15 protein-coding genes and 1 pseudogene are annotated in these 15,805 nt (G+C 58.5%); 5 read left to right on the top strand and 11 right to left on the bottom strand.

Annotation, left to right across the window (positions count from 1 at the left end):
• Positions 1 to 91: 91 nt before the first annotated feature.
• A complete protein-coding gene (locus RHSP_RS16560) occupies positions 92 to 727 on the bottom strand; it encodes a TetR/AcrR family transcriptional regulator (protein WP_004119486.1) in 636 nt (211 codons plus the stop codon).
• Positions 728 to 831: 104 nt separating this feature from the next.
• Here RHSP_RS16560 and RHSP_RS16555 point away from each other — a divergent pair, with 104 nt between their 5' ends.
• The gene (locus tag RHSP_RS16555; RefSeq protein WP_004119482.1) at positions 832 to 1,236 is read left to right on the top strand and encodes a VOC family protein; all 405 of its coding nucleotides are present in this window, start codon (positions 832 to 834) and stop codon (positions 1,234 to 1,236) included.
• Between the two features lie 384 nt (positions 1,237 to 1,620).
• Here the strand turns inward: RHSP_RS16555 and RHSP_RS16550 are convergent, their stop codons facing one another.
• A complete protein-coding gene (locus RHSP_RS16550) occupies positions 1,621 to 2,322 on the bottom strand; it encodes a DUF1223 domain-containing protein (protein WP_004119478.1) in 702 nt (233 codons plus the stop codon).
• A gap of 232 nt (positions 2,323 to 2,554) precedes the next feature.
• Here RHSP_RS16550 and RHSP_RS16545 point away from each other — a divergent pair, with 232 nt between their 5' ends.
• Genes RHSP_RS16545 through RHSP_RS16535 form a run of 3 tightly spaced genes read left to right on the top strand, consistent with a single transcriptional unit; the run spans position 2,555 to position 4,512 of the window.
• Positions 2,555 to 3,415 (top strand): cytochrome b/b6 domain-containing protein, encoded by an 861-nt coding sequence (locus RHSP_RS16545; protein WP_004119463.1) that lies wholly within the window; start codon positions 2,555 to 2,557, stop codon positions 3,413 to 3,415.
• Entirely contained in the window at positions 3,412 to 4,188 is a 777-nt protein-coding gene (locus RHSP_RS16540; RefSeq protein WP_004119459.1) for a molybdopterin-dependent oxidoreductase, read from the top strand. Before RHSP_RS16545 ends, RHSP_RS16540 begins: the two co-directional genes overlap by 4 nt.
• 54 nt (positions 4,189 to 4,242) lie before the next feature.
• Positions 4,243 to 4,512 (top strand): hypothetical protein, encoded by a 270-nt coding sequence (locus RHSP_RS16535; protein ID WP_004119457.1) that lies wholly within the window; start codon positions 4,243 to 4,245, stop codon positions 4,510 to 4,512.
• A 426-nt stretch (positions 4,513 to 4,938) separates the two neighbouring features.
• Here RHSP_RS16535 and RHSP_RS16530 read toward each other — a convergent pair whose 3' ends face one another.
• The 9 genes and pseudogenes from RHSP_RS16530 to RHSP_RS33645 all read right to left on the bottom strand — a co-directional run.
• A complete protein-coding gene (locus RHSP_RS16530) occupies positions 4,939 to 5,847 on the bottom strand; it encodes a DUF4365 domain-containing protein (protein WP_420820096.1) in 909 nt (302 codons plus the stop codon).
• 131 nt (positions 5,848 to 5,978) lie between these two features.
• Positions 5,979 to 6,506: an NADH-quinone oxidoreductase subunit B family protein gene (locus RHSP_RS16525; RefSeq protein WP_004119448.1), complete on the bottom strand. Its 528-nt coding sequence runs from the start codon at positions 6,504 to 6,506 to the stop codon at positions 5,979 to 5,981.
• A 12-nt stretch (positions 6,507 to 6,518) separates the two neighbouring features.
• The gene (locus RHSP_RS16520; protein ID WP_037152456.1) at positions 6,519 to 8,030 is read right to left on the bottom strand and encodes a hydrogenase large subunit; all 1,512 of its coding nucleotides are present in this window, start codon (positions 8,028 to 8,030) and stop codon (positions 6,519 to 6,521) included.
• 14 nt (positions 8,031 to 8,044) lie between these two features.
• Positions 8,045 to 9,511, bottom strand: a complete 1,467-nt coding sequence (locus RHSP_RS16515) for a hydrogenase 4 subunit F (protein ID WP_004119444.1) — start codon at positions 9,509 to 9,511, stop codon at positions 8,045 to 8,047.
• On the bottom strand, positions 9,508 to 10,173 hold the full coding sequence (locus tag RHSP_RS16510; protein WP_004119442.1) for a hypothetical protein: 666 nt from the start codon (positions 10,171 to 10,173) through the stop codon (positions 9,508 to 9,510). Before RHSP_RS16510 ends, RHSP_RS16515 begins: the two co-directional genes overlap by 4 nt.
• Complete coding sequence (locus tag RHSP_RS16505) at positions 10,173 to 11,129, bottom strand: respiratory chain complex I subunit 1 family protein (RefSeq protein WP_004119440.1); 957 nt, start codon at positions 11,127 to 11,129, stop codon at positions 10,173 to 10,175. Before RHSP_RS16505 ends, RHSP_RS16510 begins: the two co-directional genes overlap by 1 nt.
• On the bottom strand, positions 11,120 to 13,141 hold the full coding sequence (gene hyfB / locus RHSP_RS16500) for a hydrogenase 4 subunit B (protein ID WP_004119439.1): 2,022 nt from the start codon (positions 13,139 to 13,141) through the stop codon (positions 11,120 to 11,122). The genes RHSP_RS16505 and hyfB overlap by 10 nt, the downstream gene beginning before the upstream one ends.
• Positions 13,138 to 13,440, bottom strand: a complete 303-nt coding sequence (locus tag RHSP_RS16495; RefSeq protein ID WP_037152453.1) for a helix-turn-helix domain-containing protein — start codon at positions 13,438 to 13,440, stop codon at positions 13,138 to 13,140. The genes hyfB and RHSP_RS16495 overlap by 4 nt, the downstream gene beginning before the upstream one ends.
• Before the next feature lie 201 nt (positions 13,441 to 13,641).
• Positions 13,642 to 13,935, bottom strand: a pseudogene (locus RHSP_RS33645) (helix-turn-helix domain-containing protein); the annotation flags it as partial.
• A gap of 290 nt (positions 13,936 to 14,225) precedes the next feature.
• On the opposite strand from RHSP_RS33645, the gene RHSP_RS16490 reads away from it, so the two are divergent.
• The gene (locus RHSP_RS16490; RefSeq protein WP_037152513.1) at positions 14,226 to 15,800 is read left to right on the top strand and encodes a Re/Si-specific NAD(P)(+) transhydrogenase subunit alpha; all 1,575 of its coding nucleotides are present in this window, start codon (positions 14,226 to 14,228) and stop codon (positions 15,798 to 15,800) included.
• Positions 15,801 to 15,805: the final 5 nt, after the last annotated feature.

Genomic DNA, 15,805 nt, shown 5'->3' with positions numbered 1-15,805 from the left:
AGCCGGAAGTCCTCCTCTGGCTGCATCCATCACACCGACCATCCGAGCACTTTCAGGAGCAGCAGGCTGGTATTGGCGGTTTGTAGAACGGCTATTTCGGCTGGCTCCCATAAATCGCAAGAAATTTTTCAACCGAGGCATCTGCATGCCGTTCAAGTTCCGCCTTCGAGCGGGGGATGCTGTTTCCGGTGAACATCGCCTCGTTCATCGGGATCCAAAGAAGCATGCCGAAAAAGTGGCTCGCCGCCAAATAAGGGTCACTGGTTCGCATCAAGCCACGGTTGGTGAGCCTTTCAAAGCAGGACGCCATCGAGGCCAACATCCGTTCGAAGCCATTTTCGTACCAGCTGCGGCCAAGCTGCGGCATGCGATCTGCGTTAGCGATGATCAGGCGTCGCAACTTCAGTAACTCATCATCCAGCAGCATCGTCATCAAACCTCGGGCAAGCTTTTGCAGGCCGCCTTCCATATATTTCGTCTCGGAGAGCAGCGTTGTCACGGACTCGACGACATCGTTGGTTTGGGTTGCGGTCGACTGCACAACTTTGCCGAAAAGCGTCTCCTTATCTTTGAAATGCTTGTAGATGGTCTGTTTGGAGACGCCAGCTTTGGTGGCGATTTCCTCCATGCTCGTGCCATCGTAACCCTTGCTGATAAAGGCCGCCGCAGCCGCTTGGATGATCTCGCGATCCTTGCGGGCCGATCTGGATTCATCATCGGTCTTCATAAATATCTCTCAGTCAGTACTAGACAGTACCGTACCCGAATGTTAATCGTCGCATACGGTACTGGACCGACCAGTACCCGTCAATGGAGCAAGGGATTATACAGATGACCAAGATGATCTTCATGAATCTGCCGGTTCGCGATCTGACCATATCGACGGCATTCTATGAAGCGGTCGGGGGAACCAAGAACCCGCAGTTCTCGGATGAGACGGCTTCCTGCATGGTGTTTTCCGAGACGATCTATGCAATGTTGTTGACGCACGAAAAATACAAGGTTTTCACCCAACGCCCCATCGCCGACGCCCGTAAGACCAGCGCCGTGCTCATCGCCATGACTGTCGATAACCGCGATGACGTGGACACTATCGTTGCAAAGGCCGCGGCTAACGGCGGGGTCGCCGATCCCAATCCAAAGCAGGATCACGGCTTTATGTACGGCCGCAGCTTCGAAGACCCCGATGGTCATGTATGGGAACTGATCTGGATGGCAGGATCGCCGCCCGCCTAATTTACCTGCAGCGCTTAATCTGGACGCTCTGTTGCGAAGGGGGAGAGGCCGGCTCCCCCTAAAAAGCGATCCCTCGCAACCGCGTCAGCCTTCCGGCGTCGGCTCCCATGGCGTTACAGAACCGGCTCCGCTCACAATGCTGCGAATATGGGAATCTACAGAGAAGCGCAGTTCGGACGCTGTGCCTGCGCAAATCATGTCGTTCCATAATGAAGCCCTATGCCGCCAAGGCTGGAGCATTTCCTGGAAAAGTGCGCGGCGGTATTCTTGAAAATGCTCTGGCTCGTCGTTGTCAAAGCCTACGATGGCAATGTCTTCCGGCACTTTCAGCCCGAACCTTCCGCGGAATGCTGAAGCTCAGTGCCCCATTCGCGCAGTCACCCCTCAGTCAGTCGCTGCCGCGAGTATAGGGCCACCTTGCTGCTCCTGAAGCAGAATTGCCGTGCGAAGGCCGTTTGGGGCCTTCGAGAAATCGAATGTGGCAGGGTTTCCATCCCATTGCCCGAGACGCGTCAATGCACGTACGACGTGGGTGTGAGGCAAAGTACTGCCGGCGTTTTCGCCTCGAGCGATCGGCACGTTGACGACGTTTGGATCATATCGGACCAACCAGACGTCGGCCACCGATCTCCGGACATCGCCGCGCCCAATTTGCGCGCTGCTCTGGCCAAGCGCGACGGAAGGCCCCGTCAAACGCGAAGTGGTTGCCAGAAGTTGCGTCAGTTCGGCAAGGTTGTTCCCGACCACGGTTTTCGCCCCGTTGACAACCATCTGTGGGGTGAAAGGCCCTGGCTGATGCAACGGTGCCTCGTATGCAATCTGCCTATCCGTAAATTCCCGTTTTCCAAAACTATCTTTCCAGCCGAGATAGTCCCAGTATGTCACTGCGAAGCTCAACGTAAGGACGTCATCGCGCTTGCTGAGTTTTATGAGGTTGGCGTTCGCCGGTGGACATGACGAACATCCCTGGCTTGTGAAGAGTTCGACAACCGTGAGGGAGCGGCTGGCGCTCGATGCACCGTAAGAAACACTCGCGATGACACACACGACCGTTCCGGTAACTATTAGTTTCATGAGCTGCTTCATCGCTTTTACCCCTGATGGCATCATCCTCACTTCGCAGTGAAATGGTCATTTGTTACACGCTCACATTCTTGTGACCGCCGGGACAGCCATCCCTGGAGAGATTTCTCAAGCTTTCAGGCGATGTGGCCTGGATCGCCCGTAGAACATTATTTCGCGACGCTTGTAACAAGAGTATTTTATCATCCGTACTACCCGATAGGACCGTACCGTAGCCAGTTCGGGAGGAGCGACCATGGCGACCGTGGACCATCTGGATACATCTCCGCCGACAGGTCCGACGACGATCTTCATTCGCCGCCATTCCTTGGTGACGCGCATCACGCATTGGCTCAATGTACTCTGTCTAAGCCTGCTTCTGATGAGCGGTCTGCAGATATTCAATGCGCATCCGTCCCTTTATTGGGGGCAGTACGGTGCCGATGCCGATCCATCCTGGCTTTCGATCGGCGCTGTCCAGGACGGAGACAACACGCGTGGCGTCCTTCGCGTCGGAAGCCTGTCCGTTGTGACAACGGGCGTTCTCGGCGTTTCGCGGGTCGGCGACGATGTGATCGAGCGCGGCTTTCCTTCCTGGGCGACTATCCCCAGCTATCAGGACCTTGCAACCGGCCGTCGCTGGCATCTGTTTTTTGCCTGGCTCTTCGTGATCAACGGATCGATCTATGCGCTATACGGCCTCCTGGGCGGTCATTTCCGGCGTGATCTCGCGCCGAGAGCCGACGAGCTCTCACCCTCTCATCTCAAACAGGAGATCGCCGACCACGCACGGCTGCGCTTCCCGAAAGGAGAAAAGGCACGCCACTACAACGCTCTCCAGAAGCTCGCTTATCTGATCGTGATCTTCGTTCTGCTGCCGCTGATGCTTGCGACGGGACTGACCATGTCGCCCGGCATGGATGCCGGCTTTCCCTTCCTGCTCGACTTCTTCGGCGGCCGGCAGTCGGCGCGCTCCATCCACTTCATCTGTGCCTTGTCGATCGTTTTCTTCGTTCTGGTGCATGTCGCAATGGTCATCCTCTCTGGTCTTTGGAACAACATGCGCTCGATGATTACCGGCCGTTACAGGATCCAAAACGAAGGGAGCGGGAAATGACGTTCTCTATCACGCGACGCCGTCTTTTGATCGGATCGGCTGCCGGACTTGGCGCAATCAGCCTCACCGGTTGCGACGATGTCGCTCAAAACGCCAAAGTTCAAGCCGTGCTGGAGATGGCAGAGACGCTGACAATGAAAAGCCAGCGACTTTTGGTCCCGAGGGACAGGCTGGCTCGCGAGTTTTCAGAAGCGGACATCTCACCCATCTTCAGATCGAACGGAACCAGTCAGCCGGATGGCGAAGACTATGCCCGGATGATGGAGACGGGTTTTGCGGAATGGCGGCTGAAGATCGACGGTTTGGTGGAGCATCCGGTCGAGCTCTCGTTGGCGGATCTGAAGAGGCTGCCATCGCGAACGCAAATTACCCGGCATGACTGCGTGGAAGGTTGGAGCGCCATCGGGAAATGGACGGGTGTGCCGCTCGGGCTTATCCTGCAGAGCGCCGGCATGAGGCCGGGAGCTCGCTATGCGGTCTTTTACTGTGCCGACCAGCTCGAACAGACGATCGACGGCAGCGGCACCTATTATGAGAGCGTCGATCTGATCGACGCCTTTCATCCGCAGACGATCCTTGCCTATCAGCTCAACGGTAAGGACCTCGACGTGGCTCACGGCGCGCCGCTCAGACTGAGAGTCGAACGCCATCTTGGCTACAAGCACGCAAAATACTTGATGCGCATCGAAATCAAGGACAGCTTCGCCAGCCTTTGGGGTGGCAAGGGCGGTTTCTGGGAGGATCGCGGCTACGAATGGTATGCGGGAATTTAACCGTCCGGAGAACGCCTGACTGCGGGCAATTGTGCCCATTAAGAGGAGGAGAATATGCTCAGATTTACGATTGCGACCGCCTTGCTGATGTCAGCTTTCACATTGCCGGCCTATGCGGCGAACACGATGATGATGAAATGCGATGACGCTTCCATGATGAAGGCGCAGAGCGACGTGGATGCGATGACCGGTCCGATGATGAAGGAAAAGAAGGCAATGGCGTCCAAGGAAATGATGATGGCCAAGGAGTCGATGAAGGCCAAAAAGATGGACGATTGCAAGATGCACATGGAAAAAGCCATGAAGAGCATCGGCAAGATGTGACAAAAATCTGCGCGGTGATGTCCCGTTCGCGCGCGATTGGTGACTTGCGCCGCGGCAGTCCGAGATCATGCAACGGCTTGGGTCACAGCATTTTCAATGCGCCATTGCGCGGATGCGACGAATGTCAGTGGCGAGAGCGGAGCATTTGTGATGTGGGATGGCGAAGAGGTTTCGCAGTGCCGAGCAGATTGAGGTGAAACGCTGCAATCCTCTGACTGATCCAAACCCTTGCACTGCCCCCTCTCGCTTTCAAAGCCGCAGATGGGAATTCTTTGCTCAATTATTGAGGCCCCAGAGAGCGGTGTTCGACCATTGGCATGACACCATGCTTGATCGCGTCGTAATAGTCTTGGTGTCGAACGCGTCCTGACCTGCCACGGAACCTTCACCCAGCGGCGATCAGAGCCTCGGCGGTTTTGAACCGCCTCAGGATTCCGGATCACCGGAGGCTGGAGTCTTCCGGCTTCGCCAAAAGGCAGCCTCCTCTTCCGCGGTGATGTAGTCTTCCGTCTCTGGCGATGCGGGATCTGATTCTTCGGGGTAGCCCGCCTCCAGAAACTCTTCTGCTTCCAGATAGGCCAAGGCTCCCGGTCGAACCTCGACCTCCAGCATATGGACCGCCACTTCACCGGAATATTCCTTGATCGGCTCGACGTAAGAATAGCACGCCCAAGGGAAGAGCTGGATCATCAACTCGTGGAGATCATGCGCCCGAATTCGATAATCAACCCGTATCTCCGGCTCGCCGTTGTCCAGAATAATGCGCAAATTGCAGAAGACAGGAGAAGAATCTCCCCATTCGTCCCAAATGAATATTGCCGTGTGTTCGCCGATCCTTTCCATCAACGCACGATCGACCGCGAATGCCGAGCGCAACAGCCTTTGCGGATCCGATGAGATGGCTTCCTCGAAAGCCAATCTGGCCGATGCATCCAAGACGTTGGATGCCGGAATGGCTAGCAACTGCTCCCGTCCGACGTTGTTATGCGATTCCATCTCGACCCACTGCCAGAGAACGTCACCGCGATCGGGGTCGAAAAGGAACACACAAACCGAAAGGGAATGGGATGCCCAGTAATCCAGGCAGTGCCTTTCGACCCGGTGAAGGTAGTTGCCGCTGTCGTCCTTCTCTGGCGATATTAGCCTGATCTGCATCGGTAGAAAGCGACCGGTTGACCAGCCATCGTCGAGAACCTCGGCGCGGGCATCAATGCCGCTCTCTTGAGGATATGACAACCGCCGAAAAGACCATTTGAAGTCTCGGATAAAGACCTTTTCGACAACGTCGATCGCTGCGCAGATGGCAGGATCTGTGTGAATGGCGCTCAAGCCCATGAGGCGCCGACGTCTTCGCGACAGCTCCCCGCGATCGGCTGTTGCGACGAAGCGATATGCCGCCGTCACAGCGGCGACGATTGCAGGAATAACGGTCTGTAGTCGTCCAGTCATTGAACCTTGCCGTCGAACTAGCCGGTCCCTTCGCTTACATGATCAAGCAGTGCCAGCAAACCTTTGAGGATATCTGTCGGGGACGGCGGGCAGCCGGAAATATGCAAGTCGACGGGCACGACTTGCGAAACCCCGCCGACCACGGCGTAGCTCCCGGCAAAGCAGGCGCCGTCGCGCGCGCAGTCGCCCAGCGCAACGACCCATTTGGGATCTGGCATGGCATTATATGTCCGTTCGAGGGCTTCCGCCATGTTCTTCGTCACGGGGCCGGTGACCATGAGCACGTCGGCGTGACGAGGCGAGGCCACGAAACGCATGCCAAATCGTTCGATATCGTAAAAGGCGTTGTTCAGAGCGTGCATTTCAAGTTCGCACCCATTGCAGGATCCGGCATCGACAGCGCGGATCGCCAGACTGCGGCCGAGCCTGCGGCGCGCTTTGCTGTCCACTGCAGCCGCGAGCTCCTCGGCTGCCGCATCGGCACTGATGGGCGCAGGTTCCGTCAAAGGCGGTCGGATCAGGCTTTCGAACAGGAGCTTGCGCATAGCTTATTGCCCTTACAGATCGTGCCCCGAATACGAGCAGTTGAATGATTTGTTGCAGAGCGGAAAGTCGGCGACGATATTGTCTTTGATGACAGCCTCCAGCAGTGGCCACTGAAACCAGGATGGATCGCGCAGATGGCAGCGTTCGATTTCGCCCGCGGGCGTCAGCCGTAGCCACGCCAGGACGTCACCGCGGAATCCTTCGACAAGAGCCATACCTTCCCGAAATTCGTCGACGGGCGAAACGTCCGAAAGAATTAGCCCCCCCGGCAGGCGGTCGAGAATTTGTTCGATGAGCGACAGGCTCTGCTCGACTTCGCGAATGCGAATCCAGATCCGGGCGTTTACGTCGCCGTCGCTGAGCAGCGGCACGTCGAACGTCAGTTCGTCATAGGGCGGATAGGCAAGGTCATGCCGGGCATCGAAACCACGCCCGGCTGCTCGCCCGATATAACCGCCTGCACCATATTGACCTGCAAGCCCATTACCCAGCGTGCCAGTGCCGACCGTTCGGTCTTGAAGCGAGGCCGTATCGTCGTAGAGGTCCACGAGAGCGGGGAATTTCCGGCAAAGCTCGGCATGCAGAGCCCGCAAACCAGTCTTTCCGTTGTCGTCGAGATCGACGGCAACGCCGCCAGGCACGATACGGTCGCGCATCAGCCGATGCCCGAAAGCAGCGTCAGCGGCACGCAGCACCTGCTCTCGAAGCACGCCGCAATGGGCGAGCATCAGTGCAAAGGCCGCGTCGTTGCAGATGGCGCCTATGTCCCCGAGATGATTGGCGAGCCGCTCCAGTTCGGCCATCAGCGCGCGTAGCCAAATGGCGCGCGGCGGCACCTCGACCCCAAGGGCCGCTTCCGCGGCCCGCGAAAAGGCATAGGCATAGGCAACGCAGCTGTCGCCCGATGTCCGCCCGGCAAGCCGCATTCCATGTGCCAGATCGGCCCCCATCATCAAGGCTTCGATCCCCTTGTGGACATAGCCGAGCCGCTCCTCGAGGCGAACGACCGTCTCGCCATTGGCTGTGAAGCGAAAATGCCCGGGCTCAATAATGCCGGCATGCACCGGCCCGACTGGAATCTGGTGCAGGTTCTCTCCGTCGGCAGGCAAAAAGGCGTAGGGGAGTTCTGCGACAGGCGCATCGCGCTTTCCCAGCGGGAACCGAATATCCCAACGGCCATGGTCGATCCAGGGCCTGTTATCCGGGAGGCCCTCCGGCTCCAATCCCGTGAGGTCGCGTATCGTTCGTTCCAGGCGTAGTGCTGGCGGATGGTATCGCGCGACGGAGGGATAACCGCTCCGCAGTTCCTCCAGGCTGAGGACCGCGGTCGTACCAGCTTGTTCGTCGAGCAGCGCCAGGTGCACGGCGTTTCGTTCGCCCCAGAGGCCGAGCATCGTCAATTGTCCTTCCGACAATCTCGACGCAGCCGAGACCCAGGTGGAAGAATCGACGACGGCACGCGGCCAGGGCCCGTGATGCGAAACGAGGCGGCTATTTCCTATGAGATCATCCAACATCGACATAGTCCGGCCTCGCATCATCGAAGAAGATTGGCGATATGCTGAAACCAAGCAACCATCGGGGGTGGCAGGTAGATTCCGGCGCCGAGCACGAGCGCCAGATGCAGGAACATCGGCAAGTAAGACGCCTCGGCCGGGGCAAGGCTGCCGCGTGGTTGACCAAAGATGGCCCCCGTCAATCGCAGCAATAGAGCTCCGAACGCGACCAGCAGCCCAAATACCAGCGGGATGGCGAGCAACGGCTGCTTTGCGAAGGTCGAACTGACGATGAGGAACTCACTCATGAAGATGCCGGCCGGCGGCAGGCCGGCAATGGCGATTACGCCGGCCAGCAAGCCCCAGCCGAGTCCCGGATGGGTCTCGGTGAGGCCGCGAATGGCGGAAAGCCTCTGCGTCCCCTTGATCTGGGCGATATGACCGACGGCGAAGAAGATCGCCGATTTGGTCAGCGAATGCATGACCATATGCAGCAGGCCGGCAAAATTGGCGAGCGAGCCGCCGAGCCCGAAGGCAAAGACGATGATGCCCATATGTTCTATGGAGGAGTAGGCGAACAGACGTTTGATATCGCGCCGGCGGTAGAGCATGAAGGCGGCGAAGATCAGCGAGATGAGCCCCATCGTCATCATAAGCGGCCCGGGGCTGATCGCCTCCGGAGTGGCGGCAAGCAATATCTTGAAACGCAGCACGGCATAGAGCGCAACATTGAGCAGCAGGCCTGAAAGTACCGCCGAGATCGGTGTCGGCCCCTCGGCATGAGCGTCAGGCAGCCAGGCATGGAGCGGCGCCAGTCCGACCTTGGTGCCGTAGCCGAGCAGCAGGAAGATGAAAGCGAGGTTGAGAAGAGCCGGATCGAAGCCGGTGGCGTGCTCTACCAGTGTCGTCCAGACCATGGCGTCGTAGCCGGTGCCGACAACGGTCTGCGCGGCGAGGTATACGAGGATGGTGCCGAACAGCGCAAAGGCGATACCGACGCTTCCAAGGATGAAATATTTCCAGGCGGCTTCCAATGCCTCATGAGTGCGATAGATGCCGACCATCAGCACGGTGGTCAGCGTCGCAAGTTCCACCGCCACCCACATCAGGCCGATATTGTTCGAGACGAATGCGAGATTCATACCAAACATCATGATCTGGTACATCGCATGGTAGAATCGCAAGTTGGCGGGCGTCAGGCGGCCGATCTCGAGTTCGTGGGCGATGTAACCGGCACTGAAGACGCTGGTGGTGAAACCGACGAAAGCATTTAGGACGATAAAAATGATATTAAGATCGTCCACGAGCAGATATCGGCCCGGCGGCAGCCGAGCGCTGAAAAAGAGCAAAAACGCCGCAAGCAGCGTCAAAAGGCTCGCGACTATGTTCAGCCGTGCCGTCATGCGGTAACCGGGCAGGAGCGCCAGAAGGGCCGCGGCCGCGATCGGAACGACCAGGACGGCGGTGACCGCGTCGAAGCCGAGGACGGAGGAGAAGAAAGCGTTCATTTCCGCCGTCTCCCCTTGAAGTCGTCGAGCGCCCGCACGTCTACCGTGTCGAAACGCTCGCGGATGCGGAACAGGAAGACGCCGATGACGATGAAGGCGATCAGGATCGAGAAGGCGACGCTGATCTCCACCACCAGCGGCATGCCCTTGGCGCCCGTCGCCGCCAATACCAACCCGTTTTCCAGCGACATGAAGCCGACGACCTGGCTGACGGCATTGCGGCGCGTGACCATGATCAGCAATCCCAGCAGCAGGACCGACAGGGCGAAGGCAAGATCTTCCCGAGCGATCGGATCAGCCGACGGTGTCACGCGCAGCATGACCACCGTGGCCAGAGCCACCAATCCCAGGCCGGCGAGCATGGTGGGACCGATGCCGACAACGGTCTCGATCTCGCGATGGATGCCAAGCTGGCGGATCATGCGATGCAGCACGACAGGAATGATGATCGCCTTGAAAATAAGAGCGATCGCCGCCGTCACGAAGAGATGCGGCGCGTCTTGGATGAAGGCTTGCCAGGCAACCGACAACGTCAGCACCAGCGAATGCAGCGCAAAGACGTTCAGCAGCGCATAGAGACGGTCCTGATAGAGCATCATCATGCTGACGAGGACCAGACCGCCGGCAAGCATGTGAGCGATATCGAAGACGGAACCGGTCATCAGAGCCCCCTCGACACGAAACGCAGCAATGCAGCAAGCAGACCGAGCATCAGCGCTGCACCGAGGAATTCCGGCACACGGAAGACGCGCATCTTGGCAGTCGCGGTTTCGAAGAGTGCAAGCAGGGCGCCGCCCGCCGCAAGCTTGACGAGATAGGCGAGCAATCCCGTCAGATAGGCAAGCGGCCCGGCCCCGAAGGCCACAAGCTTCCAGGGAATGAAAAGGCAGGCGATCAACGAAATGTAGAGCAGCAGCTTGAGCGATGCCGCGAGCTCGATCATGGCAAGGTGCCGCCCGGAATATTCGAGCACCATGGCTTCGTGCACCATAGTCAATTCCAGATGGGTCGCGGGGTTGTCGACCGGGATGCGGGCGTTTTCAGCGATTGCAACCATGATAAGTGCAAAGAGAGCTATCGCCAGCGAGACGCGCAGCCCCACCTGCGGCGAAGTCATGAAGGCAGCGATGGTGGAAAGCTGGGTTGAGCCGGCGACCAGGGCAAGCGTGAAGATGATGAGCAGCATCGACGGCTCGGCGAGCGTCGCAATCATCATCTCGCGGCTCGAGCCGATGCCGCCGAAGCTTGTGCCCACATCCATGCCGGCGAGCGACAGGAAGAAGCGCGCGCTGCCAAGCAGCGCGATGATGGCAATCAGATCCGCGGTCCAGCTGAAGACGAGGCCAGTGGCGAAGGTCGGGATGAGGGCGGCAGCTACCCATGTGGCGGCAAAGATCAGGTAAGGTGCTGTTCTGAACAGCCAGGATGCGTTTTCCGCAATCACCGCCTCCTTGCGTAGAAGCCGGATAAGATCGCGATAGGGTTGGACCAAGGATGGACCCCGACGGCGCAGCATCCGCGCCTTGAACATGCGCACGAGGCCTGTCAGCAGTGGTGCCAGCAGCACCACAAGCGCCATCTGAAGGGCTTGGATGAAAAGGGCGGATATCATGACCATAGCGCCAGTACCAGAAGCAGAAGGACAAGCGTGAGGAAGACCAGGCTCAGGTATCGCCGGATCGTCAGGAACTGCAGATAATTGAGTTTTTCGGCGGCAAAGCCGATGGCGCCGACGATCGGCAGATAGACGCCTTCCCAGATATGATCATGCATTTCCAGCGTGAACCGCGCCGGCCTGATATCACCGGGTGGTGGTATGGTGACCCGATCGCGTGCGCGAAAGATCAGCGTGCCGAAGACGCGCCGGATAGGCTGAGCGAAACTGCTGGCGGTATATTGCGTTGCCGGGTTGTTTATCGGAAAGCCGCAATCCCAGGCCGGCGCCCGGCGGATGCGTCGCGAGCCAAAGCGGTGAACCAGATAGGCCGTGAACGACGCTGAAAACAGGATGAAGAGGAAAACGAGCAAGCCGTTATAGGAACTGTGGGCTTCGGCGATCGGCACGATCGACAGCCATGGAATGTCTGTCTGTACCGACATCCGCTGGCCGATCAGCGAGAGCGTCAGCGGAGCGAGTGCGTCAATGACGATCCCGGGCAGGACACCGGCCGCGAGGCAGAGGAAAGCCAGCACCGACATGGCCGAAAGCGAGAAAGCATCGACCTCCGTTGCCCGTTCCGCCAACCCGGTACGGGGTCGACCGAGAAATGTCACGCCAAAGACCTTGACGAAACAGGCCGCTGCAAGGGCTGCGGTAAGGGCGAGCAGACCGCCCACAGCCGGTACAAGAAGCTTCAATCCCCACTGGGGCAGGGCAGGGCTCTGCAGGACGGCCTGGAATGTCAGCCACTCGGAAACGAAACCATTGAAGGGAGGAAGAGCCGAGATTGCGATGCAGCCTGCGAGAAACACCACGGCCGTTGCCGGCATGCGATGGATGAGCCCACCGAGTTTTTCCATGTCCCGTTCTCCCGTTGCCGTCAGCACAGCACCGGCGCCAAAGAAAAGCAGGCTCTTGAAGAATGAGTGATTGAGGACATGGAACAGCGCGGCCGTCAGCGCCAAGGCTGCCGGCAGCCCCATGCCGTTCGCCTTGAATGCAAGCGCCAGACCGAGGCTGATGAAGATGACGCCAATATTTTCAATGGTGCTGTAGGCGAGCAGGCGCTTGAGATCGCCTTCCATCAATGCGTGAAGGATGCCGAGAACTGCAGTGATGCCGCCGATGGCCAGAACGGCGACGCCGAACCACCAGGCCGGCGTGCCGAGCAGATCGAAGATCACGCGGATGAAGCCGTAAACCGCGACTTTGGTCATGACGCCGCTCATGAGCGCAGAAACATGGCTCGGGGCGGCCGGATGCGCTCGCGGCAGCCAGACATGCAGGGGCGCCAGTCCAGCCTTTGATCCGGCGCCGACCAGCAGCAAGACGAGAACCAGACCTGAGGTCAGTGACGTGTGTTCGGCGGCACGCATGGAGGCAAAGCTGTAGTTGCCATCCGGTCCCGCAAGCAGGCCGAAGGCGAGCAAAAGGGTAAGCGTGCCGAAGCTGGCCATCACGATGTAGAGATAGCCCGCTTTTCGGTTGTCGGTATCGCGATGATGGGCGATCACAAGCGCCCAGGAGGCGAGCGACATAAACTCCCAGGACATCAGGAAAGTGAAGGCGTCGTCCGCGAGGGTCACGAGGTTCATGCCGGCGACAAAGGCCGGAAAGAACGGTAGCACTCGGTGCGGCGCATGTTCATGACGGCCGTAGCCGAGGGCATACAGGCTCGAAAGCATGCCACCGAAATTGATGACCGTCAGAAAGAAGGAAGATAGCGGGTCCAGACGGAAATGACTGCCAATCCACGGCAGGCCGATGGGAAGCACGAGCGTGGATGCGGCGTCGGGCGAAGCCGCCGTGGCGAGTGCGTCGACCGCAATGGCAAAGGCGATTGCCGACAGACCGAAGCTCAAACCATAGATGAGCGTCGTTGCTTGTTTCGAACGAGCGATGAAGACGGCAAAGGTTGCGGTTGCAAGCAGGAACACCGAGCATAACAGGAGCGCGGATAGGGCGATCATGAGCGAGGTCCCGTTCCTCGCCCGGACATACCAGGCACCCCACTCTCCGACCGCTTGGGCTTCAGCCTGACGCCTCGCCCTCCGTCCTGGCTGACGGCGCCCTCGCTGATCACCTCTATACCGGCCTCGCTTAAAGCCGCTAGCAGTCGCATCAGGGAATCGACGTTGCCACGCACGACATCGGCGCTTGCCTCCATGCGTTGGATTGTCGGAACGGATATACCCGCCAATTCGGCGAGCTGGCGCTGATCTATACCAAGAAGGGCTCTGGCGGCCCGCATCTGAGCGGCTGTGATCATGGCGGAACCATCACTTATGCTTCATAAGCTCTGATGTTAGAAATTTAGCGCATGCTTACTGATGTTTCAAATCACAATTGTGATGCGGCATCTTCACACAAAGCCGAAAGCTCAGTTATGAGAGCGCCACATCGAGTGGTGAGACGAACCGTCATCATTTCGGACATGTTGGCCTCCGTAGAAACCGTTACGACCCAATCCAGCAACAACGAGAGAAGGAAGGGCCAACTCTTCCTTCAACCCGTGCAGTGACAGATGCGGCGTCTGGTTGATCCGCTCCGCGATAAACGCCCGGTACGGCTCCAGAACACGCTTGCGCTGACCACCCATCTTCCCGGGCGCGACAGATCCGCTCGATCGATAACGCTGAGACCACTTCAACGCTGCAGACACCGTAATACCTAACCGTGCCGCCACCGACCGGCAGCTCTCGCCGGCCTCGATTGCATCAACAACACGCTTGCGGAGATCGTTTGAAAGAGGTCGAGTCATCCGATACTGGCCTCCACTTCAGCCGGCATCTTGGATCACAAAACAACCAAGAATAGAATCCTTTCCGATTCAGCTAAAAGCGGAAACGTTTTAGTCAGTCGTGTGTGCAATGCGTCAAAATAAAAATCGATTTAAGCAGTCTCTTGAGCGACAAAAACCAGCATATCTGCGCCCCGCTGCACTAGACAAGTCTATTCCGGTTTGATCGTTTTCGTCTGCCAATCAGTAACTCCGTGGACCATCGACGGGGAATTTAGGTCAGAGGAGCCGGTTACGCCGGAAGTTCAGCGATGATGAAATTTGGATCTCCCAGGGAAACTACCCCTGGTGAGCTGAGGGTAGCTTTGACGCCCGAGAGCGCTCGAGAGCTTCAGAAGCTCGGATATGCGTGCTTCGTTGAAGCGGGTGCGGGCTTGGCGGCTGGCTTCACCGATGATCGCTATCGTGCGGCTGGCGTCGCGGTTTTCGACAAAGTGGAGGATCTTTACGCTGAGGTCGACGTGATCGCCAAGGTGCGGCCGCCGGAAGCCTTCGAGGTGGAGCGCCTGCGCGATGGTCAAACATTGATCTCCTTCTTTTATCCTGCGCAGAACAAGGAACTTCTGGACCAGGTGAAGAATTCTGGAGCAAATGTCATTGCCATGGACATGGTGCCCCGGATCTCACGGGCGCAGAAGATGGACGCGTTGTCGTCCATGGCCAACATCGCCGGCTATCGCGCGGTCATCGAAGCCGGCAACAATTTCGGACGTTTCTTCACCGGCCAGGTGACGGCTGCTGGCAAAGTGCCGCCGGCCAAGGTTCTCATCATCGGTGCAGGTGTCGCCGGTCTTGCGGCCGTCGGCACGGCGACATCGCTTGGCGCCATTACCTATGCCTTTGACGTGCGTCCGGAAGTGGCCGAGCAGATCGAGTCTATGGGCGCCAAGTTCGTGTATCTCGACTTCAAAGATAACAGTCAGGATGGGGCTGCGACCGGTGGATATGCAGCACCGTCTTCTCCCGAATTCCGTGAAAAGCAATTGGAGAAGTTTCGGGAACTTGCCCCCGAAATCGATGTCGTCATAACGACGGCGCTCATTCCTGGGCGTGATGCGCCCAAACTCTGGTTGGCCGACATGGTAGCGATGATGAAGCCCGGCTCGGTCATCGTCGATCTGGCCGCAGAGCGCGGTGGCAATTGCGATCTCACGGTCGCAGGCCAGCGTGTCGTGTCCGACAACGGCGTTGTCGTCATCGGTTACACTGACTTTCCCAGCCGGATGGCGACGCAGGCCTCGGCGCTCTACTCGACCAATATCCGTCACATGATGGCGGATCTGACGCCAGGCAAGGACGGCCGAATCGTCCACAACATGGAAGACGACGTCATCCGCGGCGCGACCGTGATCTATCAGGGTGAGATCACATATCCGCCGCCACCGCCCAAGGTGCAGGCGATTGCAGCCCAGAAACCCAAAGAGAAGATGAAAGAGCAGACACCGGAGGAAAAGCGAGCAGCCGAGGCTGTCGCATTCAAGGCGCAGACCCGAAACCAGGGCTTGCTGCTAGCTGGTGGCACGGCGCTAATGCTGCTGATCGGCGCCTTTGCCCCGCCGAGCTTCATGAACCACTTCGTCGTCTTCGCTCTCGCCTGCTTCATCGGCTTCCAGGTGATCTGGAACGTCTCTCATTCACTACACACGCCGCTCATGGCGGTGACGAATGCTGTTTCCGGGATCGTCATTCTTGGCGCTCTTCTGCAGATCGGCTCCGGCAACTGGCTCGTCGTGATCCTGGCGGCGCTCTCCGTCCTGGTCGCGACGATCAACATCGTCGGTGGGTTCCTGGTGACAAGGCGCATGCTTGCCATGTTCCAGAAGTCTTGAGCGGG

It is taken from the genome of Rhizobium freirei PRF 81 (assembly GCF_000359745.1).
In the GTDB taxonomy this organism is placed as follows: Bacteria; Pseudomonadota; Alphaproteobacteria; order Rhizobiales; family Rhizobiaceae; genus Rhizobium; species Rhizobium freirei.
This window is presented reverse-complemented; position numbering and strand designations above follow the sequence as displayed.

Bases quoted from the DNA above. Each gene is read 5' to 3' on its own strand.
- RHSP_RS16490 (WP_037152513.1), top strand. From the start codon at position 14,226: ATGAAATTTGGATCTCCCAGGGAAACTACCCCTGGTGAGCTGAGGGTA.
- RHSP_RS16525 (WP_004119448.1), bottom strand. From the start codon at position 6,506: ATGCGCAAGCTCCTGTTCGAAAGCCTGATCCGACCGCCTTTGACGGAA.
- RHSP_RS16510 (WP_004119442.1), bottom strand. From the start codon at position 10,173: ATGACCGGTTCCGTCTTCGATATCGCTCACATGCTTGCCGGCGGTCTG.
- RHSP_RS16555 (WP_004119482.1), top strand. From the start codon at position 832: ATGACCAAGATGATCTTCATGAATCTGCCGGTTCGCGATCTGACCATA.
- RHSP_RS16505 (WP_004119440.1), bottom strand. From the start codon at position 11,129: ATGGTCATGATATCCGCCCTTTTCATCCAAGCCCTTCAGATGGCGCTT.
- RHSP_RS16550 (WP_004119478.1), bottom strand. From the start codon at position 2,322: ATGAAGCAGCTCATGAAACTAATAGTTACCGGAACGGTCGTGTGTGTC.
- RHSP_RS16545 (WP_004119463.1), top strand. From the start codon at position 2,555: ATGGCGACCGTGGACCATCTGGATACATCTCCGCCGACAGGTCCGACG.
- RHSP_RS16520 (WP_037152456.1), bottom strand. From the start codon at position 8,030: ATGTCGATGTTGGATGATCTCATAGGAAATAGCCGCCTCGTTTCGCAT.
- RHSP_RS16535 (WP_004119457.1), top strand. From the start codon at position 4,243: ATGCTCAGATTTACGATTGCGACCGCCTTGCTGATGTCAGCTTTCACA.
- RHSP_RS16515 (WP_004119444.1), bottom strand. From the start codon at position 9,511: ATGAACGCTTTCTTCTCCTCCGTCCTCGGCTTCGACGCGGTCACCGCC.
- hyfB (WP_004119439.1), bottom strand. From the start codon at position 13,141: ATGATCGCCCTATCCGCGCTCCTGTTATGCTCGGTGTTCCTGCTTGCA.
- RHSP_RS16530 (WP_420820096.1), bottom strand. From the start codon at position 5,847: ATGGGCTTGAGCGCCATTCACACAGATCCTGCCATCTGCGCAGCGATC.
- RHSP_RS16495 (WP_037152453.1), bottom strand. From the start codon at position 13,440: ATGATCACAGCCGCTCAGATGCGGGCCGCCAGAGCCCTTCTTGGTATA.
- RHSP_RS16560 (WP_004119486.1), bottom strand. From the start codon at position 727: ATGAAGACCGATGATGAATCCAGATCGGCCCGCAAGGATCGCGAGATC.
- RHSP_RS16540 (WP_004119459.1), top strand. From the start codon at position 3,412: ATGACGTTCTCTATCACGCGACGCCGTCTTTTGATCGGATCGGCTGCC.